We start from the raw sequence: 25,507 nt of genomic DNA on the forward strand, positions 1-25,507 counted from the left end.
ATGGCCCCGATTGCGGGGTGTGAATCGCTGGTGTAAGGACTCCTTAACAACAGACAAACCGGACCCTCACGGCTTGCCAGCTAAAATCATAATCACCGCGATCGGCGTGCTCGTTGCAGCAGCCGGTCTCAGCGGTTGCACCTCGACCTCGCAGATGAAGGCCGCGCCCGCGCTTGCCGAAGCCTCGACGCCTGTCGTGGCCGACGACGCGCCGACGGTCGCGCTGCCCGAAACGGTGGCCGTGTTGCCGGAGCCTTCCGGCCTCGCGCAGGTGCAGACCGCCGCGCTTACCGGCGACGTCGTCGCCATGGCGACCACGCCCGGCGCGCCGGCGACACAAAGCGCGCTTGCGACGCAAGGCGCGCTGGCGACGCAAGGCGCGCTTTTGCCGCCGCCTGTCCAGCCCGGGGCGGCGCTGGCTCAGCCCGCGGCTTTCGCCGGGGCGACGCCGATGGCCGGCCAGTTTCCGCCGCCGCCGGTGCTGACGGCCGGCGGCTCGCCGACCGGCCCAGGATCCATCAAACAGGCAGGATCCATCAAGCAAGCGGCGGTCTATACGACCGCGGGCGTCGCCATGCCGGTCACCGGCCAGTCGGCGAAAATCGCCCCGATGCCGGGCGTCCAGCAGGTTGCTTACGTGGCGCCGGACAACCCCGCTTTGCTGGCGGCACCCGGCCAGCCCGAGCAGCATGCCAGCGGCCCGCGCGGCGAGATCGAGCGGCTGATCGAGAAATATTCGGCGCTCTACGAAGTGCCGGTCGAGCTGGTGCGCCATGTCGTCAACCGCGAGAGCACCTTCAACCCGAAAGCGTATAATCACGGCCATTGGGGACTGATGCAGATCAAGCACGCGACGGCGCGCGGCATGGGCTATGACGGCCCGGCGACCGGCCTGTTCGACGCCGAGACCAATCTCAAATATGCCGTGAAATATCTGCGTGGCGCCTGGCTGGTCTCGGGCGGCAACGCCAAGCGGGCCGATACGCTCTACCAGACCGGCTATTACTACGACGCCAAGCGCAAGGGCCTGCTCGAGGCGACGGGACTTGGCGCCGACCGCAAGCGGCATCGCTTGCCACCCGACGCCTGAGCGGAACGGTCCGCGCGGCGTTTCGAGACAGCGCCATGCATGAGAACACGACGCCTCGTCCGTCGGCTCCCAACGACATCCGCCTGCGCAAGCTGCTCGACGATACGCTCGCCGCGCCGCATTGGCCGGAAGGCTTCGTCATGCGCGCTTTCGAACATCGTGATGCGCAGGCTTTGCACGCGCTGCTGGAAGAGGTGTTCGACGACGGCGCCGACGGGCCGTTCGACGACTGGTGGCCGCGCATTGCCGGCGACGCCGAGTTCGATCCCGCTCTCTGTTTCCTCGTCATCGACGGCAAGGGCCTGCTTGCGGGCGCGGCGCTGTGCTGGACATCCGGTTTCGTCAAGGATCTCGCCGTCCATCCGGAATCCAGAAGGCAGGGCATCGGCGAGGCGCTGATGCGGCACGTGTTCCTGACTTTTCGCGAGCGGGGCGCGGCCCATGTCGATCTCAAGACCCACACGGTGAAGAACACCGCGGCCTTCAGGCTCTACGAGCGGCTCGGCATGATCTCGGTCGGCTGGGAAGGCTGACGGGCAAAGCGCGGCGGACTGGATCGGGCTCCCGGCGCTGTGTTGCAACCACCTGCGCGCACGCATTGTGAACTCCTTCACATAGGCTGACGTTAGGGCATGCTAATGCGTCGTCGTGCCGGGCGGCCGATCGGCGGATCGACGCGGGCAAGGCGTCGGAGGCGGCTGTGCCGGCATGCGTCAGCCACTCCCAGACGGGCTCCGGGGCGGGGGTTTCGGAGCCCGTCCGCTTTCGTGAAAGCGGGTGAAGGAAGCAGGCCGCCGACGCGGTCGAGCCGACCGAGGCGGCTTCACCGACCTGTCGGCCTGAACCGGCGCCGCACCGTCGCATGGAACCCTACGCGCCATCGTGCATTCATCGCAGGGGCCTTGATGAGCCGCGACGCCGAGATGGCGCCGCCGGCCGCTGAGGGAGGCCCGCAATCCCGTGAAATTTGTTCCCGCGTTCCTAGCGTTGGCTGCCACCATCTTGCTGGCCACTGCTCAAGCGCGGGCTGTCGAGCTCTCGATCGTGTCGGGCGACACCGGCAACGGCATCAAGGTGCTGCGCGAGATCCTCGACCTCTATGAGAAAAAGAGCGGCAACAAGGTCGGCATCGTCGTCATCCCGCCCTCGACCACCGACCAGTTCGGCCAATACAGGCTGTGGCTTGCCGCCGGCAGCAGCGACATCGACGTCTACCAGACCGACGTCATCTGGGCGCCGCAACTGGCCAGCCAACTGGTCGACCTGACTGAGGCGACCAGGGATGTGGCGGGCGAGCATTTCCCGTCGATCATCCGGTCGCAGACCGTCGACGGCAGGCTGGTCGCGCTGCCGATCTTCACCGACGCGCCGGCGCTCTACTACCGCAAGGATCTGCTCGACAAATATGGCTTCAAGGTACCGTCCACCTGGCAGGAATTGCAGGACACCGCGAAGCGCGTCATGGATAGGGAGCGGGCGGCCGGCAACAAGGACCTCTGGGGCTATGTGTTCCAGGGCAACGCCTATGAAGGGCTGACCTGCAACGCGCTCGAATGGATCATGTCGAATGGCGGAGGCGGGATCATCGAGCCGGACGGCGGCATCTCCATCAACAACCCCAAAGCCGCTGCAACGCTCGAGATGGTCAAGGGCTGGATCGGCACGATCGCGCCGCCGGGCGTGCTTGCCTATCAGGAGGAGGAGTCGCGCGGCGTCTGGCAAACCGGCAACGCCGTCTTCATGCGCAACTGGCCCTATGCCTATGCGCTCGGCAACAGCGAGAATTCGCCGATCAAGGGCAAGTTCGACGTGGCGCCGCTGCCGGCCGGTGATGGCGGGCATCCGGTCGCGACGCTCGGCGGCTGGAACCTTGCGGTCTCCAAATATTCGAAGCACCCCGACGCGGCGATCGATCTGGTCAAGTTTATCGCCTCGCCCGAAATGCAGAAATACCGGACGCTGAAGACGGCCAACCTGCCGACCATCGCGGCGCTCTATGACGACCCCGACATCGCCAGGCAACAGCCGATCGTGCCGCGCTGGAAAGAGATATTCCTCAACGCGCAGCCGCGCCCCTCGGCAACCGCCAGGATCAAATACAATGAGGCCTCGAGCCAGTTCTGGACCGCGGTCCACAACACGATCTCCGGGAACGGCACCGCCGCCGACAATCTCGCCGATCTCGAGGCGCGGCTGACCAGGCTGAAAGGCAAGGGCTGGTGAGCGCGGCCAGCGTAAGGCCATCGCCGCTGGCGCGCCGGCGCGTGCGCACGGCCTGGCTGTTCCTGGCGCCGATGCTCTTCGTGCTCGCCGTCGTCGCCGGCTGGCCGTTCCTGCGCACGGTCTATTACAGCTTCACCGATGCTTCGCTGGCCGATCTCGACGCACGGCAATGGGTCGGCTTCGACAATTATTTCTCGGTGCTGCGCCTGCCGAGCGGGCGGCTGCTCTATGACGGGCTGCTCGTCGATCCGGTCTGGTGGCGGGCGGTGTGGAACACGGTGCGCTTCGCCGTTATCTCGGTGGCCTGCGAGACGGTGCTCGGCATGATTGTCGCGGCGGCGCTCAACGCCGAATTCAAGGGACGCGGCATCGTGCGAGCCGCGATCCTCATCCCCTGGGCGATCCCGACCATCGTCTCAGCCAAGATGTGGCAGTGGATGCTCAACGACCAGTTCGGCATCATCAATGTCGTGCTGCTCAATCTCGGCCTGGTCGACAGCAAGATCGCCTGGACCGCCAGCGCCGACACCGCGATGATCGCCGTGCTGATTGTCGATATCTGGAAGACGACGCCGTTCATGGCGCTGTTGATCCTCGCGGCGCTGCAAATGTTGCCGCGCGAGATCCTCGAAGTGGCGAAGCTCGACGGCGCGAATCCCTGGCAGATCTTCTGGCGGGTGACCCTGCCGCTGATCCGCCCGGCGGTGATGGTGGCGGTGATTTTTCGCGCGCTCGACGCGCTGCGCATCTTCGACCTGATCTATGTGCTGACGCCCAACAACGTCCAGACCAAGTCGATGTCGATCTTCACGCGCGAGAACCTGTTCGAGTTCGACAAGTTCGCCTATGGCTCGGCCGCCTCGACGCTGCTTTTCCTGATCATCGGCCTGCTCACCATCGCCTATATCCGGCTTGGACGGCTGAGTTTCGAGGGAGGGCGCTGAGGTGAAGATGCTGAGGCGCGCCGCCTTCTATCTGCTGCTTCTCGCGATCGTCTTCGTCGCGGTGTTTCCGTTCTATTACGCCATCGTCACAAGCCTGAAATCGGGCACCGAATTGTTCCAGGCGGGCCTTTGGCCGCGATCGTTCAGCCTTGCCAATTACCGCAATGTGCTGACCGAAGGGCCCTTCCTGCGCAATCTCGTCAACTCGCTCGTCGTTTCCGGCGCGGTCGTCGCGATCTCGCTGCTGCTCGGGGTCACCGCGGCCTATGCGCTGGCACGCATCCGTTTCCGCGGGCGCGCGGCGCTGATGCTCGCCATCCTGTCGGTGTCGATGTTTCCGCAGGTGGCGGCACTGGCCGGGCTGTTCGAGATCGTCCGGGCGCTGCATCTCTACAATTCGCTCTTGGCGCTCATCCTGTCCTATATGATCTTCACGCTGCCGTTCACGGTCTGGGTGCTCACCACTTTCGTGCGCGACCTGCCGGTCGAGGTCGAGGAGGCGGCGATCCTCGACGGCGCCGGGCCGTGGACCATCCTGACGCGCATCTTCCTGCCGCTGATGTGGCCGGCGCTCGCCACCACGGGCCTGCTCGCCTTCATCAGCGCCTGGAACGAGTTCCTCTTCGCGCTCACCTTCACCTCCACCAACACACAGCGCACCGTGCCGGTGGCGATCGCGCTTCTGTCCGGCAACTCGCAGTTCGAGATCCCCTGGGGCAACATCATGGCCGCCTCGGTGATCGTCACCGTGCCGCTGGTGGCGCTGGTGCTGATCTTCCAGCGCCGCATCGTCTCCGGCCTCACCGCCGGCGGGGTGAAGGGGTGAGGCTATTTGCCTGACGCAATTCCGGACGGAAAACCGCTGCACACTTTTCCTGGAATTGCTCTCAGATGTCGGGCGCGTTGCCGACCTTCTTCTTCATCTCGAGCGCCCAGGCGCGCCCTTCATCGCCGCCCCACAACAGCCAGGCGATATAGCCGGCCGTTGGATTGTCCTCGTTGCCGTAGTTCCTGCCCTTCTTGTCGACCTCGTGGCGAGCGAAATAGCTGACCATGCGCCGGATGGTGGAGGGCGACAGGTTCCGGCGGTTCTTGAGCTCGGTGGCGCGGGCGACACCAATCTCGGTGCCGCCGCGGCCGAACTGCTGGCGCAGCCTGAGGCCCTTGGCGGCGTTGTCGGCGACGACCTGTGGGCAGCGCAGGTCGATCTCGTCGCTGTCGGTCATTTTTTCTCCCCCGGTATTCCGAACGGTTTTAGCCACGCAAAAGAATGCCGCAAAGCGGGGCAGGTTCCGGTGATGAAAAAATGTCGGAACGCGTCCGGGCGGCGCGTCCTTGGGTCGTAGAGCAACCCGCGCCGGGACGCCGGCACGAAGGAGACGATCATGATCACCTTTCCCAATGAATCCGCTAAATATCGCACTGCCCGCGAAAAGCTGCTGCGCAAGGAAATCGAGCTGCGCCGCGCCATGGAGGCGGTGGCCGAAGCGCGACGCGCCCTGCCGCCGGGCGGGCTGGTGTCGCAGCACTATGTCTTTGACGCGCTGGATGCTGGGGGCCGGGCGACGAAAGTCAAGTTCCCGGACCTCTTCGCGCCCGGCAAGGATACGCTGATCCTCTACCAGATGATGTTCCCACGCCATCCGCAGGAAACGCGCGATGTGGCGGCGAGCGGCGAGACGGCAAAACTTGCCCGGCAGGACCAGCCATGCCCGTCCTGCACCGCGCTGCTCGACCAGTTCGACGGCGCGATCGGTCATCTCGAAGCGGCAGGCTTCAACTTCGCGGTGGTGGCGAAAACCGGGCTCGACAATCTGACCGCGCTCGCCCGCGACCGCGGCTGGAAAAACATGCGGCTCGTCTCGTCAGCCGGCAACAATTTCAAGCGCGACTACAATGCGGAAGACGCTGAGGGCGCGCAGCTTCCGCTGCTCTCGGTGTTCCACCGCGATGCCGACGGCATCCGCCATTTCTGGTCGTCGGAGCTTGGCTTCGCGCCGTCCGAGCCTGGGCAAGACCCCCGCGCGATCGGCACCTGCGAGATCCTGTGGAACCTGATGGATTTCACGCCCGAGGGCCGGCCGGACTGGGACGAGCAACTGCAATATGCCGGGCAGCCCGCCAGCGCACACTGCCACTGATGGCGATGCGGGCGGTCGGCCGCCCGCGTTCCCTTTCAAGCAAGCTTTAGGCAACCCCGTGGCCGGTGCCGCGTTGGGGAGGGCGGAGGGGCTATTCGGATCGGAGATCGAGATGAAAACGCTGCTGCCCCTGGTCGCCGTCGCGCTTCTTGCCGGCGCGCCCGCCGCGTTCGCCCAATCGAACGACACCAATACGGATGCCGTGGGACCGATGGTGACCGACAACAAGGTCGACACCCAGACCTTCGTCACAACGGTGCCGAATGCCAACATGTTCGAGATCGAGTCGAGCAGGCTGGCGCAGGAGAAGTCGGCGTCGGCCGACGTCAAGGCTTTCGCCGCCGATATGATCAAGGATCACACCAAGGCCGGCGACGACTTCAAGGAGGCGCTCAGCCAGGGCCAGACCACCGCGTCGACCAAGCCCGCCGGCCCGGCGCTGCAGCCGAAGGAGCAGCAGATGCTCGACGAATTGAAGGCTGCCAGCGGCAAGGATTTCGACGCCAAATACATCAAGATGCAGAGCGACGCGCACAGGGATGCCGTGGCGCTGTTTTCCACCTACGCCAATTCCGGCGACGACCCGGCGATGAAGGAATTCGCCAAGAAGACGCTGCCGGTGCTCAAGATGCATGAGAAGCATGTGAAGGACCTGGCGGTCGCGCATCAGTGAAGGTTTTGGGGGAAGCTAATCGGCCTGCGCCGGCGCGAGGCCCCCCTCTCTGTCCTGCCGGACATCTCCCCCTCAAGGGGGGAGATTGGCAGCTTCGGCGCCTCGCCTTTCCTGCAACGTTGGAGATTGGCGAAAGCCGGCGTGACGGCTGATCTCCCCCCTTGAGGGGAGATGTCCGGCAGGACAGAGAGGGGGGCGAAGGAACGCTACGTTGCGCGTTTTCCACCAGCCCTGGCAAAATGCCGAACAGCCCTGCACAAGGGGGGAAGGGAAGCCCCTGGCGTTCCCTCGCCGCCGCGATAAGCTCCCTTTGCCAATCAGGGAGGACCCCCATGGACAAGGAAGTCATCGAAGTGCCGGTGATGTCGGCAAAGGTGCGCGCGCTCGGCCTGCCGTGCTCGACGGCGGTGCGGGCCAACGGCTTCGTGTTCATTTCGGCGACGCCGCCGGTGGACATGGTGACCGGCGAGATGGTGCGCGGCGACATCGAGACCCAGACCGAGGCGTCGCTGAAGGCGCTGAAACACTGCCTGGAAGCGGCCGGCACCTCGCTGGACAAGGTGGTGATGGTGCGCATCTATGCCGTCAATTCCGGCTTCTACAACGCCATCAACCGGGTCTATGCGAGGTATTTCGCCACCAACCCGCCGGCGCGGAGTTTCGTGCCCGTGGCGTCTTGGCCGATGGAGTTTGATATCGAGATTGAGTGTGTGGCGGTGGCGTGATGACCAGCGCTTAGTGCTTGAACTGATGCCGGTCGGTTGCCAGCGAAACACCGCTCAGAGCTAGCGACCGCTACGGCGTGTTTTTAGAAGGCGGCAATATTTCAACTGCCAAAGGGCTCTGCAGTTCGATCCGCTGTGTCTGAATGCCCTTCTTCTCTGCCTTAGCGAAGAACAAAGCGACCAAAACACAAACGAGAATTGCAAATCCTCCGTAGTAGAATATTTGCAATCTGCGTGTGGAGTTTACCTTAAAGCCAAACAGTTCAACCCCTCGGCTTACCTCGGATACTGTTGATCCGAGCTTTATCGATGGCACATCGTCACCATAGAGTCTTTCAATTTCAGCCGCGTGGTTCACAGCCCCCTTCAAGAGCACATGGTACCAATATCGATCCATGAAGTAGAACCCGGCCCAAGCACAGATGGCTGCGGCCACAAGTACCGTTCCCGCAGGAAAGACAATCCCCCATATCTCGCTCGTTAAGCCGAGCTGATATGTGAAGCTCATCGAAGCGATAAGTGCGCCGACTACCGTAATGGCAAAGTTTCTAACTCTCATTTCAAGATCGTTGAAATGCTGTTGAACGTCCACGGTTTTCTTCCATGCGTCTACCGCTAAGTTCAGCTCGTCTTTGCGAGATAAAACCGTATTCTGCTCAGCGTCGGAAAACGAGACGAAGTCGCAGTGAGCAAAAATTTCAGAGAAGCTTTCATTTAAGATAGCTGTTGGCTTGAAATCGGCGCCTTGTTGGACGATTGCGCGTTCCCGTTCGACATCGTGTTGAGTCCAGTGAGATACGCTCCTCAAAAGGTCATATTCAGGCAGGCGCTGACTTTCCCCATACTTTGCATGAATATCAAATATCCGGGCGTCTCTTGCCATTGCCACATCTTTGTAGATGCTATCACCCACGTATGCGCATCTATCTGGCTGCGATCCGACTGACCTGATTATATCAAGTAGGACGCGAGGATTCGGCTTAAGCTCTCCAATTGGCGTATGCCTAGCCTCCGTTACTTGTAAATCATAAAAATCGTCAGGCAAGCTTCTGAGCTTCTCTATGGAAACTCCAACTGGAATATCATGATCTTGGGGATTAAAAAGTACGTCGATGACGCCGTCAAGGCCAACTCGTTTTAGCCTGTATGCCGAGTAGAAGGCCATAGACTCTGTATAAGCTACTATCTTTGTTCCGGAGTTTTTAATAGCTCACAGACTCCTAAAAACACCTGGGTATAGCTTGAGATTTTTATCTCTGGCCTGTTGAGATGCTCGTATAGATTCTTCAAATTTCTTTCTTATATCACCGCTCTGCCTTTGTTCTTGCAGTGCGTCGATTTCCTCAATTAAAAATGTGTATTCAGATGTTCGTCGCCGTTGATGTACGTCTCTGATTGACTTCTGAACATCCTCGACGCTCTTGCCGCTTGTCCTGATTATTTCTTCGTATATGGGATTAAACGACGAATACCAGATCGCGAACCAGTCATAGATAGTGTTGTCGAGGTCAATAATAAGTGTATCGACGATCTTCCTCTTCAAAGCAGATCTCCCACCCAAGATGATTCGCTCACCCAAAATACTCCTGCAGCGGCCGTACCTCCAAATTCCCCGCCCTCAACGCCGCAATCGCCTCGGCCACGGCCGCCGCGCCTGAAAGCGTCGTGTAATACGGCACCTTCTGCATCAGCGTCGCACGCCTTAGCGACTTCGAGTCCGACACCGCCTTCTGGCCGTCTGTCGTGTTGAAGACGATCTGGACCTGGCGGTTGCGGATGGCGTCTTCGATGTGGGGGCGGCCTTCGAGCACCTTGTTGATCTTCTCGGCGACCACGCCGTTCTCGGCGAGGAAGCGGGCGGTGCCCGAGGTGGCGAGCACCTTGAAGCCTTGGCCGGCCAGGCGTTTGACCGCCGGCAGGATGCCCTTCTTGTCCTCGTCGCGCACCGAGACGAACAGCGTGCCGGAGCGGGGCAGGTCGACATTGGCGCCGAGCTGGCTCTTGGCGAAGGCCAGCGCAAAGTCGCGGTCGAGGCCCATGACCTCGCCGGTCGAGCGCATTTCCGGGCCGAGCAGGATATCGACGCCGGGGAAGCGGGCGAAGGGGAAGACGGCTTCCTTGACCGCGATGTGGCCGGGATTGCGCGGGTCGGGCATGGCGCCGTAATGGGCGAAGGCGTTTTCCAGCGTCTCGCCGGCCATGATGCGCGCTGCGATCTTGGCGATGGGACGGCCGATGGTCTTGGCGACGAAGGGCACGGTGCGCGACGCGCGGGGGTTCACTTCCAGCACATAGACCGTGCCGTCTTGAATAGCGTATTGCACGTTCATCAGGCCGCCGACGTTGAGCGCGCGGGCGAGTGCCGCCGTCTGCCGCTCCAGCTCGTCGACGAGGTCGGACGGCAGCGAATGCGTCGGCAGCGAGCAGGCGCTGTCGCCAGAATGGATGCCGGCTTCCTCGATATGCTCCAGGATGCCGGAGACGAAGGTCTCCTTGCCGTCGCACAGGCAGTCGACATCGACCTCGATGGCGCCCTTCAGATAAGTGTCGAACAGAAGCGGGTTCTTGCCGAGCAGCGTGTTGATCTGGCCGGTCTTGTCGTTGGGGTATTTCTGCTTGATGTCCTCCGGCACCAGGCCGGGCACGGTGTCGAGCAGGTAGGTCTGCAGCATGCTTTCGTCATGGATGATCTGCATGGCGCGGCCGCCGAGCACATAGGAGGGGCGCACCACCAGCGGGAAGCCGAGCTCGCCGGCGACGAGGCGGGCCTGCTCGACCGAATAGGCGATGCCGTTCTTCGGCTGGGTGAGGTTGAGCTTGTGCAGCAGCTTCTGGAAGCGGTCGCGGTCCTCGGCGAGATCGATCATGTCGGGCGAGGTGCCGAGGATCGGGATGCCGGCCTTTTCCAGCGCATCGGCCAGCTTCAGCGGCGTCTGGCCGCCGAACTGGACGATGACGCCGACCAGCTCGCCCGAGGCCTGCTCGGCGCGCAGGATCTCCAGCACGTCCTCCGCCGTCAGCGGATCGAAATAGAGGCGGTCGGAAGTGTCGTAGTCGGTCGAGACCGTCTCCGGATTGCAGTTGACCATGATCGCTTCATAGCCGGCGTCGCGCAGCGCGAAGGCGGCGTGGCAGCAGCAATAGTCGAACTCGATACCCTGGCCGATGCGGTTCGGGCCGCCGCCGAGGATGACGACCTTCTTGCGCGCCGACACGCGCGCCTCGTTGGCGGGTTCGCCGACGAAAGGCACTTCATAGGTCGAGTACATGTAGGCGGTCGGCGAGGCGAACTCCGCGGCGCAGGTGTCGATGCGCTTGTAGACCGGATGAACGTCGAGCTTTTCGCGGGCCTTTTGGACGGCTTCGGCATCGGCCTTCGTCAGCGAGGCGAGGCGGGCGTCGGAAAAGCCCATCGCCTTCAGCATGCGCAGGTTGACGGCATCCTGCGGCAGGCCGTGCTCGCGGATGCGTTCTTCCATGGCAATGATGCCGGCGATCTGCTCGAGGAACCACGGGTCGATCTTGCACATGGCGTGCACGTCTTCCAGCGAAGTGCCCATGCGGATCGCCTGCGCCACCATGCGCAGCCGGTCGGGCGTCGGCGTGCCGAGCGCGGCGCGGATCGCGTTGCGGTCGTCGGTGTGGCTGGCGGGCGCGCTGCCATGGCCGAGGCCGGGGATCTCGATCTCATCGAGACCGGTCAGGCCGGTTTCCAGTCCGCGCAGGGCCTTCTGCAGCGATTCCTGGAAGGTGCGGCCGATGGCCATCACTTCGCCCACCGACTTCATGGCGGTGGTCAGCACCGGCTCGGCGCCGGGGAATTTCTCGAAGGCAAAGCGTGGGATTTTCGTGACCACGTAGTCGATCGTCGGCTCGAAGGAGGCCGGCGTCGCGCCGCCGGTGATGTCGTTCTCCAGCTCGTCCAGTGTGTAGCCGACGGCAAGCTTGGCGGCGACCTTGGCGATCGGGAAGCCGGTGGCCTTCGAAGCCAAGGCGGAGCTGCGCGAGACGCGCGGGTTCATCTCGATGACGACCAGGCGGCCGTCGGCCGGGTTGACGGCGAACTGGACGTTGGAGCCGCCGGTCTCGACGCCGATCTCGCGCAGCACCGCGATCGAGGCGTTGCGCATCATCTGGTATTCCTTGTCGGTCAGCGTCAGCGCCGGCGCGACGGTGATCGAGTCGCCCGTGTGCACGCCCATCGGATCGAGGTTCTCGATCGAGCAGATGATGATGCAGTTGTCCGCCTTGTCGCGGACGACCTCCATCTCATATTCCTTCCAGCCGAGCACGCTTTCCTCGATCAGCACCTCGGTGGTGGGCGAGGCGTCGAGGCCGGACTGGACGATGTCGTAGAATTCGGCGCGGTTGTAGGCGATGCCGCCGCCGGTGCCGCCCATGGTGAAGGAGGGGCGGATGATGGCCGGCAGGCCGACATGGTCGAGCGCCTGGGCGGCGATCGCCATGGCGTGGCTGATATAGCGCTGCTTGCGGTCGCCTTCGCCGAGGTTCCAGCGGGTTTCCAGCGCATCGAGCGCGGCGTCGAGGTTTTCCGGGTTCTCGGCCTTCAGCGCGGCGCGCTCGGCCTCATGCGTCTTGCGGTCGGCGTTCTTGACGTCGGTGGCGTTGGCCAGCATCGAGCGCGGCGTCTCGAGCCCGATCTTGCTCATCGCCTGGCGGAACAGCGCGCGGTCCTCGGCCTTGTCGATGGCATGCGCATCGGCGCCGATCATCTCGACATTGTAGCGGTCGAGCACGCCCATGCGGCGCAGCGAAAGCGCGGTGTTGAGCGCCGTCTGGCCGCCCATGGTGGGCAGCAGCGCGTCCGGCCGCTCCTTGGCGATGATCTTGGCTACCACTTCGGGCGTGATCGGCTCGATATAGGTGGCGTCGGCCAGCTCCGGATCGGTCATGATGGTGGCCGGATTGGAGTTGACCAGGATGACGCGGAAACCCTCTTCCTTCAGCGCCTTGCAGGCCTGGGTGCCGGAATAGTCGAACTCGCAAGCCTGGCCGATGACGATGGGGCCGGCCCCGATGATCAGGATCGACTTGATGTCGGTGCGTCTTGGCATAGTCGAAAAATCCGTTCGGCGAGCGGCTTGCACGAAAAACCGGGACGGGGGGAGGACCCGGCCGGTTGTGCTTGCGATTCTGGTATCAGGCTAGGAGGGCCTTATAGGGAAGAGTTTTGCGGGATGTAACCCCGAAAATGCGGGTTATTGGTTGGCCCGCTATTCCCCCAGCGCCAGCTCATCCGTGATCTCGAAGCGCTCTGAAACGCCGATCCGGATCATGTTGAGCGTGCCTTCGCGGGTGAAGCGGAATTTTTCGGACGAGTCCGAGCTGCTCGGCTGGCCGCCATGGAAGGTGATGATGCGCACACCGCCATCCGGCCAAGTCACCGTGACATCGCTGTCGCCATCCTTGCGCGCGACAGTCACCGCGCAGCGGGTCATCGGCTGGCCGATGTGGCGCGCGCAGGGAATGCCGCCGGCCGCGTCCGGGGCAGGGGCATCGGATTCGGTGCTCGCCGAGGTCACGAAAGCGAGACCGTAGGCGTCCAGCATGGCGGTCCTGACGATCTCGGTCGCGGAAGGCGGATCGGCCGGCTCGCCGCCCAGGCGCGCCGCCATGTCAGCCTGCGGCTCTTCGGGAGGAGGTGGCTGAGGCGCGGCAGCCGCAGCCGCCGGCGCGGCGCTGTCTTCAGGGGGCGACGCCGGGTTATTGGGGCTGAGATAGCGCGCCGGCGCCCATCCGGTGATGCGGGCGTCCTGCGTGTCCTCGACCTTGCACCATGGATTGTTGTTGACCGTCTTGCAGCCGTAATTTTTCACCGCCGCGCCGTTGGGCAGCCGGGCTTCAATCTTTCCGCCCGGTGAAGCGGTGGCGCGGATGTTGAGCAAATCATCCGGCGCGAGGCCGCCGATGATCGAGATGATTGTGCCTGGCGCATCCTGAGCCAGGGCCGGGAGGGCGGCCAGACACAAAGGAGCGGCGATCAGCAGCGTCGATCGGAGCGTAACTTTGCGCTTCATCCCTCGGCCATGCACTTCAAATCGTGGCGATCGATACGAGCCATGCTCAATCCTGGATATGAGGCGCGCTCAATCCTGGATATGAGCTTCGCTCAATCCTTCATAAAACCTGTCCGCAGCGCTTGCGCCCATTCCGGTCTTCCCGCTTGTTCGGCTTGCTTTGCGGCGGCTTCATGGTCGTAGTCGACGGCGATGGTCTCGAAGCGGCGGGGACGGCCGTCGGCGCCCAGCTCGACAATGCCGTAGCGGGCGTGCGGCGAGCCTTGTTCGGAGACATGCGCCGGCGGCGTGTCGTCGTCATAGGCCGGGCAACCGACGCTGCCGGGATTGAAAATGACCGGACCGCCGGGGATGCGGACCAGTTCGCTGCGATGGCTGTGGCCGCACAGCACCAGGCGGCAGGCCGGATCGAGCGGCTTAAGCCGGCGCCTGATGGCGGCCAGCGGCGCACGTACCAGCTGGCCGCCGACAATGGCGTCGGCAAGATATTTTTCGTCATGGTCCGGGCGGGCGTGGAAGGCGACGACGCCGGGCGCGATCTCCAATGTCAGCGGCAAGGCAAGCAAGGCCTCGCGTTGCGCTGATGTCAGCCTTTCCTTTGCATAGCGATCGGACGGCCACATGGTTTCGTCGGCCGGGTCTTGCGCGACACGGCGGTCGTGATTGCCACGCACCGTCGGCAGGTTCAGCGCCTGCAGCCGTTCCATCGTCTCGCGCGGCCAGAGCGGTCCGGAGACGCAGTCGCCGAGATTGACGGTGAGGTCGGCGCCACCACGCGACCCGAGATCGTCCAGCACCGCATCCAGTGCCAGCACATTGCCGTGGATGTCGGCGACAACCGCGATGCGCATGGATCAGGCCGAAACCTCGACTTCGGCGGTGCCGACCGCCGGCAGATCCTTGTCGCCATCAGCCGCGGCGATCACGCTGTCGAGCAGGCCCGGAAAACGCTTGTCGAGATCATCGCGGCGCAGCGTGATCAGCCGGCTGGTGCCGACCGCTTCGCTCCGGGTGACGCCCGCCTCGCGCAGCTTGGCGAGGTGGTAGCTGAGATTGGTCTTGGAGGCGAGGTCGAGGAACTTGCTGCAGTTCATCGGCACGCCTTCCTTGCGAGCCAGATAGCGCACGATGGAAAGCCGGGTCGGGTCGCCGAGCACGGCAAGCACGATCGGCAGGCTGATCTGGTCGGTGGTTGGATGGGGCAAGGTCATGATCCAGAATTAAGCACAAACTGAACGAACTTCAACGCGGCTCCTTTCCCTGCCGGTAGAGGCAGCCTCCTTCTTTCGGCCCCGTCCTGACACAGGGCTGTCAGCAGGGTTCAGCTATTTTGTCCCGGCTCGGTTGACATCATGCCCTGCTATGTCCAATTGTTCAATAACTTTTGAACTAAGGACAAATCCCATGGACAAGCGAATCTTCTGGCTGGCGCTCGGATCGTTTGCGATCTCGACCGAAGGCTTCGTCATTTCCAGCCTTCTTCCCGACATCGCATCCGACGCCGGCATTTCCGTGCCGCTCGCCGGCTCGCTGATCACCGCCTTCGCGCTCGCCTACGCAATCGGCGCGCCGGTGCTGGCGACGCTGACCGGCGAGTGGGACCGGCGGCGCGTCATCCTGTGGACGCTGGTGTTCTTTGTCATCGGCAACCTGGTGGCGGCGGTGAGTTCGTCCTTCGAGCTGCTTTTGATCGCGCGCATCGTCATGGCGCTGTCGTCCGGCCTGTTCGCGGCAACCGCGCAAGGTACGGCCGTGGCGCTGGTCGACGACCATCACCGGGCGCGCGCCATCGCCGTCGTCGTCGGCGGCACCACGGTGGCGGTGGCGGTCGGCGCGCCGCTTGGCGCGCTGGTCGCGGCGATCGCCGGATGGCGCGGCACGTTCTTCGCCATCGCCGCGCTCGGCGCGCTGTCGGGCGCGATCCTGTGGTGGCGCCTGCCGCGCGGCATCATCGGCACCAGGCTGCCGCTGAAGCGCAGGCTGGCGGCGGCGGTGCGCCCCGGTGTCATGCCGATCCTGCTGACGACGGTGCTTGCGCTGATCGGCGCCTTCACCGTCTTTGCCTTCATCGCGCCTTTGGCCATTCAGGGTGGCGGGCTCTCGCCGATCGCGCTGCCGGGCATGCTGCTCGCCTTCGGCGTCGGCGCCGTCATCGGCAACATCGCCGGCGGCCAGGCAGCCGACCGCTTCGGTGCGACCCGCACCGTCGCCTGGTCGCTGACGCTGTCGGCCGCGATGCTCGCCACCTTCTCGCTGATCCCGACCTTCCTGTCGCATTCAATCGCCGGGCCCGCGCTGATGGCCATGATGGTGCCGTGGGGCATTGTCGGCTGGGCCTTTCCGCCGGCGCAAGCGAGCCGCATCCTCAAGATCGCGCCCGACGCCGCGCCGATCGTTTTGTCGCTCAACGCTTCGGCGCTCTATTTCGGCGTGGCGCTGGGCGCGGTGGTCGGCGCCGCCGTGCTGCGCTTCGGCGCACCGGCCGATCTCGGCCTGATCGCCGCAGTATTCCCGATCCTGGGTCTGGGTATCGTGTTGGCTGGTCGTGTGTTCGCGCGCCCGGTCGCGATGCCAGCCGAATAACTGCTTTTAAATCCTGATCGGCGGCCGCTTCTTCAGTTCGAAGGAGCGGCCGCTGGCATTTCCAGATCGAGATCGGCCACCGCGTCCAGCGCCGCGCGCAGCTTTGCCGCCTGCTCCGCGCCGACCTTGTTCTCGAATTGCCGCTGCGCGACGCTCCAGAGCTTGAGCGCCTCGTCGAGCTTGGCCTGGCCTTGCGGCGTCAGCCGCACGCGCTTGACGCGGCGATCGTCCTTGTCGGGAAAGGTCTCGACATAACCGTCGCGGATCAGCGGCTTCAATGTATGGCCGAGCGCGGAAAGGTCCATGATCAGCGCCTCGGCGATGGTGCCCATCGCCGGCTCATCGCTGATGTGGATCTGGAAGAGCATACCGAACTGCGTGCTCTTCAGGCCTGTTGGCCCCAGCGCGTCGTCATAGAAGCGGCCGAGGCTGCGCGCGGCGCGGCGCAGCGTGGCGTTGTTGCAGTCGCTGAATCCGGGCTTCCGAGCTTCGGTCATGATCAACTCCTTGCCGGGCCAAAGACGCGCCAGCCTGCTGCAAAAATAGTTTTCGCGGCCGCCGTTGACAAGATCGTGGCATATACCTACTTCCCTGAAAGTGGCATATGCCACTAATGGAAATCAAGGCTCGGCCGGTGAAGCGATCATCGGCGCCCGGCCAAGCGAAGCGAACAAAGGAACAGGACAATGAGCACGAAGGACAACAAGGGCACGGCCGTGATTACCGGCGCATCGTCGGGCATCGGCGCGGTCTATGCCGACCGGCTGGCGGGGCAGGGCTACGATCTGGTGCTGGTGGCGCGCCGCGCCGACCGGTTGCAGGAGGTGGCGGACAGGCTCGCCTATGCCTATGGCCGCAAGGTCGAGACGATTGTCGCCGATCTCTCCGTCGATGCCGATCTGCGTCGCGTCGAGCAGGCGGTCGCGACGGACGACAGCGTGACGCTGCTGATCAACAATGCCGGCGTGGCCGGCCTGGAGACGATCGCAGACGCCGACGCCGACACGGCGGAGCGCATGATCAAGGTCAATGTCATCGCGCTGACAAGGCTGACCCGCGCGGTGCTGCCTGGCTTGCTTGCGCGTAATCGCGGCGGCATCATCAATATCGCCTCGGTCGTCGCCTATGGCATCGCCGTCGGCGGCATCTACAGCGGCACCAAGGCCTATGTGGCCAACTTCACCGAAGCGCTGCAGAAGGAAGTCGCCGGCACCAATGTGAAAGTCCAGTCCGTCGTGCCCGGGCCGATCCGCACCGAGTTGTGGGACGTCTCCGGCATCAGCCTCGACAGGATCAATCCGGACTGGATCATGAGCGCCGAGGATCTGGTCGACGCGGCGCTTGCCGGGTTCGCCCAGGGCGAGACCGTCACCGCGCCCGGCCTCGCCGATGCGGCCGGGCTGACGACCTATCTCGGCGCCAGGGACCAGTTCTTCGGCAGCCTGTTCTCCGGCAAGCCGGCGGCGCGCTACGCCGTCTGAGAGCAGGTTCCTCGCCCCCGCAAAGCGGGGGAGAGGTGACCGCGAAGCGGCCGGAGAGAGGGCCTTCGTCAGGCGAGTTCGTCGCCGGATCCCTTGGTCAAGGCGGCGCCAGTCCCCCTCTCCGTCTCGGCTTCGCCGAGCCACCTCTCCCCCACCTTCGTGGGGGCGTGGAACCAGCGTTAGGCGGGCCGCCACATCTGCAGGATCGAGGCGGCCAGCAGCAAGCCGAGCACGATGTTGAGCGCGCGCCACTGGCGCTCCGTCTTGAGGAGGCGGGCAAGCAAGGTTCCCGCCACGCACCACAAGGACAGCGAGAAGGCAGCGGCGAGGCCGAACACGGCGCCCAGCAGCAGCGCTAGCTGCAAGGGGCCGTCGGCGAGCGCCGCAAAGGATGCCGCAGCGCCCAGTCCCATCGCCCAACCCTTCGGGTTCATCCACTGGATGCCGGCGCCGCCGAAAAAGCTGTTCGGCCTGGCCATGCTGATATCGAGCTTGGGCGGACCGCTGCGGCCGATCTTGATCGCCAGCCAGATCAGATAGAGCGATCCAACAATTTTCATCGCGAGCTGCAAGGAAGGCACGGCGGCGAGCAGGCCGGCGAGGCCCGCCGCCCCCGCGGCGGCCACGGTCGCCAAACCGGCGGCGCTGCCGGCCATCAGCGGCACCGAACGGCGAAAGCCGAATTGCGCGCCGGAGGCGGTCGAGAGCGTTGTGGCGATGCCGGGCGTCGAGGTCGAGATCAGAGCGAACAGGACCAGCGGAATGATGGTTTCGGACATGCAGGCTTCCCGGTCTAAAGAGCCGGCATGCTTAGGCGCTTTGCGGCATCAGTAAATGCAATGTTTGATATGGTTTGCATTAGGAATTATAATGGAGCTCATGATCCGCGATCTCGATACGACCCTCATCCGCACCTTCGTCACCACCGCCGACAAGGCGAGCATGACGGCGGCCGCCAATGCGCTTCACCTGACGCAGGGTGCCGTCAGCCAGCAGGTGAAGCGGCTGGAAGAGGTGCTGGGGCAAAGCCTGTTCGAGCGCGATCGCCGCGGCCTGAAGCTGACGCGTTCCGGCGAGCGGCTGCTCGACAAGGCCAGGCGCCTGCTGCAGTTCAATGACGAGATCCTCACCGAGATCAAGGGCAGGGTGGTCGCCGGACAGGTGCGGATCGGCGTGCCTTACGATCTTGTCGGCACGCTGCTCGCGCCCGTGCTGAAAGCCTATGCCGAAGCCTATCCGCAGGTAGAGATCTCGCTGGTCTGCGCCTCTTCGCCGGAACTCGCGGCGGCCCTGGCGGCGGGCACCATCGACCTTGCCGTCATCGAGGAGCGCGTCGGTCCCAGCGCCGGCGAATGCCTGCTCGTCGACCGGCTGGTCTGGGTCGGCGCAAGGGGCGGCGCGGCACGCCTGAAGCGGCCGCTGCCGGTCTCGATCGTCGCCGACACCTGCGCCTTCCGGCCGGCGGTGCTCACCGCACTTGCCGAGCATGGGCTCGACTGGCGCACCGTGTTCGAAAACGGCAACATCGATGCCACGACCGCGACGGTTCGGTCGGACCTGGCGGTGACCACCTGGCTTGCCTCGACGGTGCCTGCCGATCTCGACATCCTGTCCGATGCGGGTCTTCCGGCGCTGCCGAATTTCTCCGTCAACCTGCATCTGCCGAAACATGCCACCGCGCCAGCCGCACAGGCTTTTGCCAGCCACATCCGCGAGGGTCTTTCGCGCTATCGCCAGGCGGCGTGACGCGGCCGTCGGTCAGCCATTCGCTGCCGCCATGGCGACCGCCAATTGCGCGTCGAAGGCGCGCTTGAAGGCCGGCCGCGCCTCGCCGCGGGCGACATAGGCGGCAAGGTTCGGGAATTCGTTCAGCAGCCCCGATCTCTGCAGCCGACGCAGCACCCCCACCATGACGAGGTCGCCGGCGCTGAAGTCGCCATCGAGCCAGTCGGAATCGCCGAGATGGCGGGAGAGTTCGCCCAGCCGCTTGCGGATCCGGTCGTCGACCAGAGGCAAGCGCTCATCGTGCCACGGCGCATCGCGCTCCAGGATCACGGCGGTTGCGCGCTCGAGGATCGGCGGCTCCACCGTGCTGTACGCGGCGAACATCCAGGCGACCGCGCGCGCCCGGGCGTTCGCGTCGTCGGGCATCAGGCCCGCGTGACGCACCGCGATGTGGAGGACGATGGCGCCCGACTCGAACAGAGCAAGGTCGCCTTCTTCGTAGGTCGGGATACTGCCGAAAGGGTTGAGCGCTAGATGCGCCGGCTGCTTCATCGCAGTGAACGAGACGAGACGAACGTCGTAAGCTTGTCCGACTTCCTCGAGCGCCCAGCGCACTTGCATGTCGCGCGCCAGTCCCCTGCCGCCATCGGGCGATCGTTCGAAGGCGGTTATGGTGGGTATCATCGGCAGGGTCCTTGTGATGGCGTCGAATGTCTCGTGGCTCTGGAAAAGGTCGCGGGCGAGGCGGCGGCGAGGCCGGCCCCGCCCGCATCTATAGCTACTTCCAGGTCCTGCGCCGTTCGAGCTCGGCTTGCGAAGCCTCCAGCTGGGCAAACGAGCCCGTGCGGATTTCGCCCGCGCGCGCATAGGTCGCCATGATGACGCCGGTGGTGGTAGCCTGGGACTTGACGAGCTTGAACGCCGCCGGGATAGCGTTGTCGCCGAACAGCCGCTTGCCCTTACCCAGCAGCAGCGGAAAGATCATCAGCCGGATCTCGTCGATCAGCCCGTTGGCGAGCAGGGTCTGGATCAGATTGCCCGAGCCCTGAATAAGCAGGTCAGGCCCGTCTTCCTGCTTGAGTTCCTTAAGCCGGGCGACGATGTCGGGCCCGAGCGACCGGGTGTTCTGCCAGGTCAGCGAATCCGGCCGGTGCGTCGCCACATATTTGGTCGCCGGGTTGAAGACATCCGCGATCGAATCTTTCTGATACGGCCAGTACGCGGCGAAGATGTCGTAGGTTCTGCGGCCGAGCAGCAGGTCGAAGGGTTTGGAGAACAGTTCCTCCATTGCCGTGCCCGCCACCTCGTCGAAGTAATGGAACGTCCAGCCGCCGAACTTGAAGCCGCCGACCGGATCCTCTTCCGGCCCGCCCGGCGCCTGCATGACCCCGTCGAGGCTGACGAAGGTGGCGGCGATGATCTTGCGCATGTGCTCTTCTCCTTTGCTGTTCCTCCGCCGTCACAGCGGCTTCAACGTAACGACGAACGAGCGAGCGGCTTCACGACATGCGCCATCAAATTTTTCCGGATTTAGGGCCCGTGATGCGGCGCGACGAGAACCAGATTTGCTCGAAGACGGCGGTCGCCGTGCGGTCCGGAGCCTTGTCCGCCATCAGCCAGACCGATCGCGTGCGCGCGGCGCGCTCGCGGGTCGGTATTTTCGCACCCGGCTCGACAGCGGAGGCGCCGACGCAAGGGATGAACCAGGAGCCCATGAAGGGCCGGCACGCGAAGCCGTTTCCCAGGCGGGTCATGAGGACCGCAAGGCCGACGGTTTCGGACGGGCGCCACGGGAAGATCATGCGACCGCCGGGCTTCAACGCCTTCAGCCACGCTGCGGGCGGGGCGACGACGCCGGCATTGACATAGATGATGTCGGAGGGCGGCAATGGATTGGCGACGGCGTCGGCCTGGACGATTTCGACGTTGTCGTAAGCTGCAAGGTTTGCTTTGGCGCGCGCGGCAAGGTCGGGCTCGATCTCGACGGCGGTGACGCTGCCGCCCGGCTCGACCAGTCTCGCCAGCAGCGCCGTGTAATAGCCGGTGCCGGCGCCGATATGTGTGACGGCCTCGCCCGGTTTCGGCTGGACCTTGCCGAGCCACATGGCGTGCAGGAGCGGCTCGCCATTGTTAATGCCCTTGTCGGCATCAAGCACGACGAGCACGTTCTGATAGATGTAGCCCGGATCGGCGCTCGGCGTCTCGAACCGGCCTTCGCCGGCAAACACCGTCCACGGTCCCGGGCCGAGAAAGGCCTCGCGCGGCACCGAGGCGAAGACCTCCTCGATGCGCGGATCGGCCGACCGCGCCTGCGCTGCCATCAGCCTGGCGTAGAATCTGCGGGCTTCGTCCGGTTCGGCCATAGCGCCAAGATAGCGCGTCCGGCCGGAATGTCGCGGTCAGCCGGCGAAGGTATCGTAGAGGAGCTTGACGTTGAGAACGAGGATGATCGCGGCCACTATCCATGCCAGCGCCGCAACGCCGCGCGGTATGGCGAAGCTGCCCATTTTCTTCTTGTCGGACACGAACTGCACCAGCGGGATGACCGCGAAGGGCAGTTGCATGGAGAGCACAACCTGGCTGAACACAAGAAGCTCGGCCGTGCCCTTCTCGCCATAGAGCGCGGTGACGATCACGACGGGGACGATGGCGATGCCGCGCGTCAGGAGCCGGCGTGCCCATTGCGGGATGCGCAGGCGTAAAAAGCCTTCCATCACGATCTGGCCGGCGAGCGTCGCCGTGACGGTCGAGTTGAGGCCGGAGGCCAGCAATGCGACGGCGAACAGGATCGAGGCGATGCTGAGGCCGAGAAGCGGCGACAGCAGCTCGAAGGCCTGGCCGATCTCGGCGACATGGTGATGACCGGTATCGTGGAAGGCGACCGCCGCGACGATCAGGATCGACGCGTTGACGAACAGCGCCAGGATCAGCGCAATGGTGGAATCCGCCGTCGCCCATTTGATGGCGTCGCGCTTGCCGGCATCGGTTCGCTCATAGGCGCGGGTCTGCACGATCGAGGAATGCAGATAGAGGTTATGCGGCATGACCGTCGCGCCGATGATGCCGATGGCGATGTAGAGCATCGCCGGATTGGTGACGATTTCGGATGACGGCACAAACATCGAGTGCAGGATGGTGCCGGCCGGCGGCGCGGCGACGAAGATCTGGATGGCAAAGCAGCCGAAGATGATGATCAGCAGCGCGACGACGAAGGCCTCGAGATAGCGGAAGCCCTTGTTCATCAGCAATAGCACCAGGAATGCGTCGAGCGCGGTGAGCATGGCGCCGCCGACCAACGGAATGCCGAACAGGAGCTGCAGCGCGATCGCCGTGCCGATCACCTCGGCGAGGTCGCAGGCGATGATCGCCAGCTCGCAGGCGATCCAGAGCATCAGATTGACGGGGCGCGGATAGTAGGCGCGGCAGGCCTGGGCGAGGTCGCGGCCGGTGGCGATGCCGAGGCGCGCGGCCAGCGCCTGCAGCAGGATCGCCATCAGGTTCGACAGCATGATGATGAAAAGCAGCGTGTAGCCGAACTGCGCGCCGCCGGCGAGGTCGGTCGCCCAGTTGCCCGGGTCCATATAGCCGACCGAAACCATGTAGCCCGGTCCCATGAAGGCGAACAGGCGGCGGAACCAGACGCCGGTCCGCGGCACCGCGATCGAGGCGTTCACCTCGCGCAGGCTGGGCTGCTCGTCGTCCGGCCTGTCGAATCGCCACGCGGGTCGGGCTACGGTTGCTGCATCGGCATCGGACATGGGATTTCCGCTGGAATTATCGAAACGTCTTTTACCTATGCCATGGCTCAACATTATGCAATAGGCTATATTTCATTGATCATGCTTTCGTGATCCGCGGGAGCAAGCTCCAGGGCGGGCGGCGGAAACGCCGGTTGCGCCCGCGCGGGAATGCAAATAAACGGCCGGATCATCAGGGGTTTCGTGCTATGGATGCGATCCCGATTCAGGAGGAGCGCATATTGGCGCTTAGGAACAAACCAGTTCGTCGCGAGGAGCCGCTTCCCGATGCCGAAATCCATTCGGAAGGATTCCGGCAGCAGCGCCAGGCGCGCCGCAGCGCGCTGGTCGAAGACTATGTCGAGCTGATCGCCGACCTGATCGAGGACGGCAACGAGGCGCGGCAGGTGGATATCGCGGCAAGGCTCGGCGTCGCGCAGCCGACGGTTGCCAAGATGCTGACCAGGTTGTGCGCCGACGGACTGGTCTCGCGAAAGCCCTATCGCGGCGTGTTCCTGACCGAGGCCGGCCGCAAGGTCGCCGAGGAAAGCCGCATCCGGCACCAGACTGTGGAGGCCTTCCTGCGCTCGCTGGGCGTCAGCGCCGAGACGGCGCGCATCGATGCCGAGGGCATCGAGCACCATGTCAGCGCCGAAACGCTGGACGCCTTCCGCCGGGCGATGACGCATCGCCAGGCGTAGACATTCGATCCATCCGACCGCGTTGAAGCGGAACCGACCGATCTTCGCCGCATTACTTCCCACATCGCGCGATCATCGCGCTTAGGGAGGAAGCAATGGGTATCGAACAGGCACCGACCGCCAAGGGGAAACAGGCGGCCAGGGGGTTGCGCCAGGCTGCCGCCAGGGACGAGCGCAAGACCGAGGCCGAGACCGGCCATCCGCTGAAGAAGGGCGCCGCGCGTTTCGAGGAACGTTCGAAAAGTTCGGACGGCAAAAGCGCCGGCGCGAAGCAGAAAAGCTAAGGTTTTCAGCCGGTTTATAGAAAGTTGAAATCAACCGGCCCGATGGAAGTTTCCTCCTGCCCGCGCATTGTTCGGGCGCAAGAAATTCTGTGACTTAGGCCAGCCGTTGCGATAATTGTCTGCAGGGGGTGGTCGCGGGCCAGTCCCTCCAGGACATTCGCGTTGCGAGGAGTTGCCATGCTTTGGAGAGGCCGTCGTCAGAGCGACAACATCGAGGATGACCGCAGCGACAGCGGTGGCGGCGGATTGGGTGGCGGCGGCCAGTTCCGCGTTCCGATCGGCGGCCGCACAGGCGGTGGCGGCAGCATCCTGCTGGTCATCCTGGTTGTGCTCGCGGGATGGTATTTCGGCTTCGACCCGTCGCAGATCCTGGGCGGCGGCGACGGCGGCCTGCTGCCCGGTGGCGGCGGCCAGATCACCGAGACACAGGACGAGGGCAACGCGCCCGCCAATGACGAGATGAAGCAGTTCGTCGCGACCGTGCTTGCCGATACCGAGGACACCTGGACCGGCATTTTCAAATCCCAAGGTCTGACCTACGAAGATCCCAAGCTGGTGCTGTTCAGCGGCCAGGTTCGTTCGGCCTGCGGCTTCGCTTCGGCGGCGGCCGGGCCGTTCTACTGCCCGGGCGATCACAAGGTCTATCTCGACATGACCTTCTTCCAGCAGCTTGACCAGCAGTTCGGCGCCTCAGGCGAGTTCGCGCGCGCCTATGTGGTGGCGCATGAGGTCGGCCATCACGTGCAGAACCTCACCGGCATCATGGGCAAGTTCAACCAGATGCGGCAGGGCATGAGCGAAGTCGACGCCAACCAGCTCTCGGTGCGCATCGAGCTTCAGGCCGATTGCTTCGCCGGGGTGTGGGCGCATTTCACCCAGCAGAAGGGTATTTTGGAGCAAGGTGACATCGAAAGCGCGCTCAATGCCGCCAAGCAGATCGGCGACGACACGCTGCAGAAGAAGATGCAAGGCTACGTCGTGCCGGAGAGCTTCAACCATGGCACCTCGCAGCAGCGGCAGACCTGGCTGGCGCGCGGCTTCAAGAGCGGCAAGCTGTCCGACTGCAACACGATGAGCGGTCCGATCTGAGGCGGCGCTGCCGCTCCTTTTCGGATGACGATCCGCGATCGGCGACAGCTGGCAAGTGATGTCAGCATAAGGC

General features: G+C 64.2%; 26 protein-coding genes. 14 read left to right on the forward strand and 12 right to left on the reverse strand.

Going from position 1 to position 25,507, the window contains the following annotated elements; translation table 11 throughout:
• The first annotated feature begins 73 nt into the window (after positions 1 to 73).
• From EN862_RS04260 to EN862_RS04280, 5 genes are all read left to right on the forward strand, one after another.
• Complete coding sequence (locus EN862_RS04260) at positions 74 to 1,090, forward strand: lytic transglycosylase domain-containing protein (RefSeq protein ID WP_189400946.1); 1,017 nt, start codon at positions 74 to 76, stop codon at positions 1,088 to 1,090.
• Positions 1,091 to 1,125: 35 nt separating this feature from the next.
• On the forward strand, positions 1,126 to 1,623 hold the full coding sequence (locus tag EN862_RS04265) for an N-acetyltransferase (protein ID WP_127864580.1): 498 nt from the start codon (positions 1,126 to 1,128) through the stop codon (positions 1,621 to 1,623).
• Between the two features lie 427 nt (positions 1,624 to 2,050).
• A complete protein-coding gene (locus EN862_RS04270; RefSeq protein WP_127864581.1) occupies positions 2,051 to 3,313 on the forward strand; it encodes an ABC transporter substrate-binding protein in 1,263 nt (420 codons plus the stop codon).
• A gap of 71 nt (positions 3,314 to 3,384) precedes the next feature.
• Positions 3,385 to 4,257 carry a sugar ABC transporter permease gene (locus tag EN862_RS04275; RefSeq protein ID WP_127864846.1) on the forward strand — a complete coding sequence of 291 codons (873 nt, stop codon included), beginning with the start codon at positions 3,385 to 3,387 and terminating at the stop codon, positions 4,255 to 4,257.
• 7 nt (positions 4,258 to 4,264) lie between these two features.
• Positions 4,265 to 5,083: a carbohydrate ABC transporter permease gene (locus tag EN862_RS04280; RefSeq protein ID WP_189401077.1), complete on the forward strand. Its 819-nt coding sequence runs from the start codon at positions 4,265 to 4,267 to the stop codon at positions 5,081 to 5,083.
• A 61-nt stretch (positions 5,084 to 5,144) separates the two neighbouring features.
• On the opposite strand, the gene EN862_RS04285 is transcribed toward EN862_RS04280, so the two are convergent.
• Positions 5,145 to 5,483, reverse strand: coding sequence for a hypothetical protein (locus EN862_RS04285; protein WP_127864583.1), 339 nt, complete (start codon positions 5,481 to 5,483; stop codon positions 5,145 to 5,147).
• Between the two features lie 159 nt (positions 5,484 to 5,642).
• Between EN862_RS04285 and EN862_RS04290 the strand changes: the two genes are divergently transcribed.
• The 3 genes from EN862_RS04290 (at position 5,643) to EN862_RS04305 (ending at position 7,796) form a co-directional block, all read left to right on the forward strand.
• Positions 5,643 to 6,398: a DUF899 family protein gene (locus EN862_RS04290; RefSeq protein ID WP_127864584.1), complete on the forward strand. Its 756-nt coding sequence runs from the start codon at positions 5,643 to 5,645 to the stop codon at positions 6,396 to 6,398.
• A 112-nt stretch (positions 6,399 to 6,510) separates the two neighbouring features.
• A complete protein-coding gene (locus EN862_RS04295; protein WP_127864585.1) occupies positions 6,511 to 7,071 on the forward strand; it encodes a DUF4142 domain-containing protein in 561 nt (186 codons plus the stop codon).
• 332 nt (positions 7,072 to 7,403) lie between these two features.
• On the forward strand, positions 7,404 to 7,796 hold the full coding sequence (locus EN862_RS04305) for a RidA family protein (RefSeq protein WP_127864586.1): 393 nt from the start codon (positions 7,404 to 7,406) through the stop codon (positions 7,794 to 7,796).
• 70 nt (positions 7,797 to 7,866) lie between these two features.
• Here the strand turns inward: EN862_RS04305 and EN862_RS04310 are convergent, their stop codons facing one another.
• From EN862_RS04310 to EN862_RS04330, 5 genes are all read right to left on the reverse strand, one after another.
• The gene (locus EN862_RS04310; protein WP_127864587.1) at positions 7,867 to 8,961 is read right to left on the reverse strand and encodes an HAD family hydrolase; all 1,095 of its coding nucleotides are present in this window, start codon (positions 8,959 to 8,961) and stop codon (positions 7,867 to 7,869) included.
• A gap of 406 nt (positions 8,962 to 9,367) precedes the next feature.
• The gene (gene carB, locus EN862_RS04315) at positions 9,368 to 12,871 is read right to left on the reverse strand and encodes a carbamoyl-phosphate synthase large subunit (RefSeq protein WP_127864588.1); all 3,504 of its coding nucleotides are present in this window, start codon (positions 12,869 to 12,871) and stop codon (positions 9,368 to 9,370) included.
• Between the two features lie 159 nt (positions 12,872 to 13,030).
• Positions 13,031 to 13,834, reverse strand: coding sequence for an SH3 domain-containing protein (locus tag EN862_RS04320; RefSeq protein WP_127864589.1), 804 nt, complete (start codon positions 13,832 to 13,834; stop codon positions 13,031 to 13,033).
• Positions 13,835 to 13,926: 92 nt separating this feature from the next.
• A complete protein-coding gene (locus tag EN862_RS04325) occupies positions 13,927 to 14,685 on the reverse strand; it encodes a metallophosphoesterase family protein (RefSeq protein ID WP_127864590.1) in 759 nt (252 codons plus the stop codon).
• A 3-nt stretch (positions 14,686 to 14,688) separates the two neighbouring features.
• Entirely contained in the window at positions 14,689 to 15,045 is a 357-nt protein-coding gene (locus tag EN862_RS04330; RefSeq protein ID WP_127864591.1) for a helix-turn-helix transcriptional regulator, read from the reverse strand.
• 193 nt (positions 15,046 to 15,238) lie between these two features.
• Between EN862_RS04330 and EN862_RS04335 the strand changes: the two genes are divergently transcribed.
• Positions 15,239 to 16,417, forward strand: coding sequence for an MFS transporter (locus EN862_RS04335; protein WP_127864592.1), 1,179 nt, complete (start codon positions 15,239 to 15,241; stop codon positions 16,415 to 16,417).
• A gap of 32 nt (positions 16,418 to 16,449) precedes the next feature.
• On the opposite strand, the gene EN862_RS04340 is transcribed toward EN862_RS04335, so the two are convergent.
• Complete coding sequence (locus EN862_RS04340; protein WP_127864593.1) at positions 16,450 to 16,914, reverse strand: MarR family winged helix-turn-helix transcriptional regulator; 465 nt, start codon at positions 16,912 to 16,914, stop codon at positions 16,450 to 16,452.
• A 189-nt stretch (positions 16,915 to 17,103) separates the two neighbouring features.
• Here EN862_RS04340 and EN862_RS04345 point away from each other — a divergent pair, with 189 nt between their 5' ends.
• Positions 17,104 to 17,898, forward strand: a complete 795-nt coding sequence (locus tag EN862_RS04345) for an SDR family oxidoreductase (RefSeq protein ID WP_127864594.1) — start codon at positions 17,104 to 17,106, stop codon at positions 17,896 to 17,898.
• A 179-nt stretch (positions 17,899 to 18,077) separates the two neighbouring features.
• Here the strand turns inward: EN862_RS04345 and EN862_RS04350 are convergent, their stop codons facing one another.
• The gene (locus EN862_RS04350; RefSeq protein WP_127864595.1) at positions 18,078 to 18,677 is read right to left on the reverse strand and encodes a LysE family translocator; all 600 of its coding nucleotides are present in this window, start codon (positions 18,675 to 18,677) and stop codon (positions 18,078 to 18,080) included.
• Between the two features lie 100 nt (positions 18,678 to 18,777).
• Between EN862_RS04350 and EN862_RS04355 the strand changes: the two genes are divergently transcribed.
• On the forward strand, positions 18,778 to 19,644 hold the full coding sequence (locus EN862_RS04355) for a LysR substrate-binding domain-containing protein (protein WP_127864848.1): 867 nt from the start codon (positions 18,778 to 18,780) through the stop codon (positions 19,642 to 19,644).
• Between the two features lie 12 nt (positions 19,645 to 19,656).
• On the opposite strand, the gene EN862_RS04360 is transcribed toward EN862_RS04355, so the two are convergent.
• From EN862_RS04360 to EN862_RS04375, 4 genes are all read right to left on the reverse strand, one after another.
• On the reverse strand, positions 19,657 to 20,307 hold the full coding sequence (locus EN862_RS04360; protein ID WP_127864596.1) for a glutathione S-transferase family protein: 651 nt from the start codon (positions 20,305 to 20,307) through the stop codon (positions 19,657 to 19,659).
• A 94-nt stretch (positions 20,308 to 20,401) separates the two neighbouring features.
• A complete protein-coding gene (locus tag EN862_RS04365) occupies positions 20,402 to 21,052 on the reverse strand; it encodes a dihydrofolate reductase family protein (protein WP_127864597.1) in 651 nt (216 codons plus the stop codon).
• Positions 21,053 to 21,137: 85 nt separating this feature from the next.
• Positions 21,138 to 21,986, reverse strand: coding sequence for a methyltransferase domain-containing protein (locus tag EN862_RS04370; protein ID WP_127864598.1), 849 nt, complete (start codon positions 21,984 to 21,986; stop codon positions 21,138 to 21,140).
• 36 nt (positions 21,987 to 22,022) lie between these two features.
• On the reverse strand, positions 22,023 to 23,381 hold the full coding sequence (locus EN862_RS04375; protein WP_127864599.1) for an Nramp family divalent metal transporter: 1,359 nt from the start codon (positions 23,379 to 23,381) through the stop codon (positions 22,023 to 22,025).
• A 221-nt stretch (positions 23,382 to 23,602) separates the two neighbouring features.
• Here EN862_RS04375 and mntR point away from each other — a divergent pair, with 221 nt between their 5' ends.
• The 3 genes from mntR (at position 23,603) to EN862_RS04390 (ending at position 25,434) form a co-directional block, all read left to right on the forward strand.
• Complete coding sequence (gene mntR / locus EN862_RS04380) at positions 23,603 to 24,061, forward strand: manganese-binding transcriptional regulator MntR (RefSeq protein ID WP_041002353.1); 459 nt, start codon at positions 23,603 to 23,605, stop codon at positions 24,059 to 24,061.
• Between the two features lie 95 nt (positions 24,062 to 24,156).
• Positions 24,157 to 24,345, forward strand: coding sequence for a hypothetical protein (locus EN862_RS04385; RefSeq protein ID WP_041002355.1), 189 nt, complete (start codon positions 24,157 to 24,159; stop codon positions 24,343 to 24,345).
• Between the two features lie 177 nt (positions 24,346 to 24,522).
• The gene (locus tag EN862_RS04390) at positions 24,523 to 25,434 is read left to right on the forward strand and encodes a neutral zinc metallopeptidase (protein ID WP_127864601.1); all 912 of its coding nucleotides are present in this window, start codon (positions 24,523 to 24,525) and stop codon (positions 25,432 to 25,434) included.
• Positions 25,435 to 25,507: the final 73 nt, after the last annotated feature.

The organism is Mesorhizobium sp. M2E.F.Ca.ET.219.01.1.1, from assembly GCF_004016445.2.
Classification (GTDB): Bacteria; Pseudomonadota; Alphaproteobacteria; order Rhizobiales; family Rhizobiaceae; genus Mesorhizobium.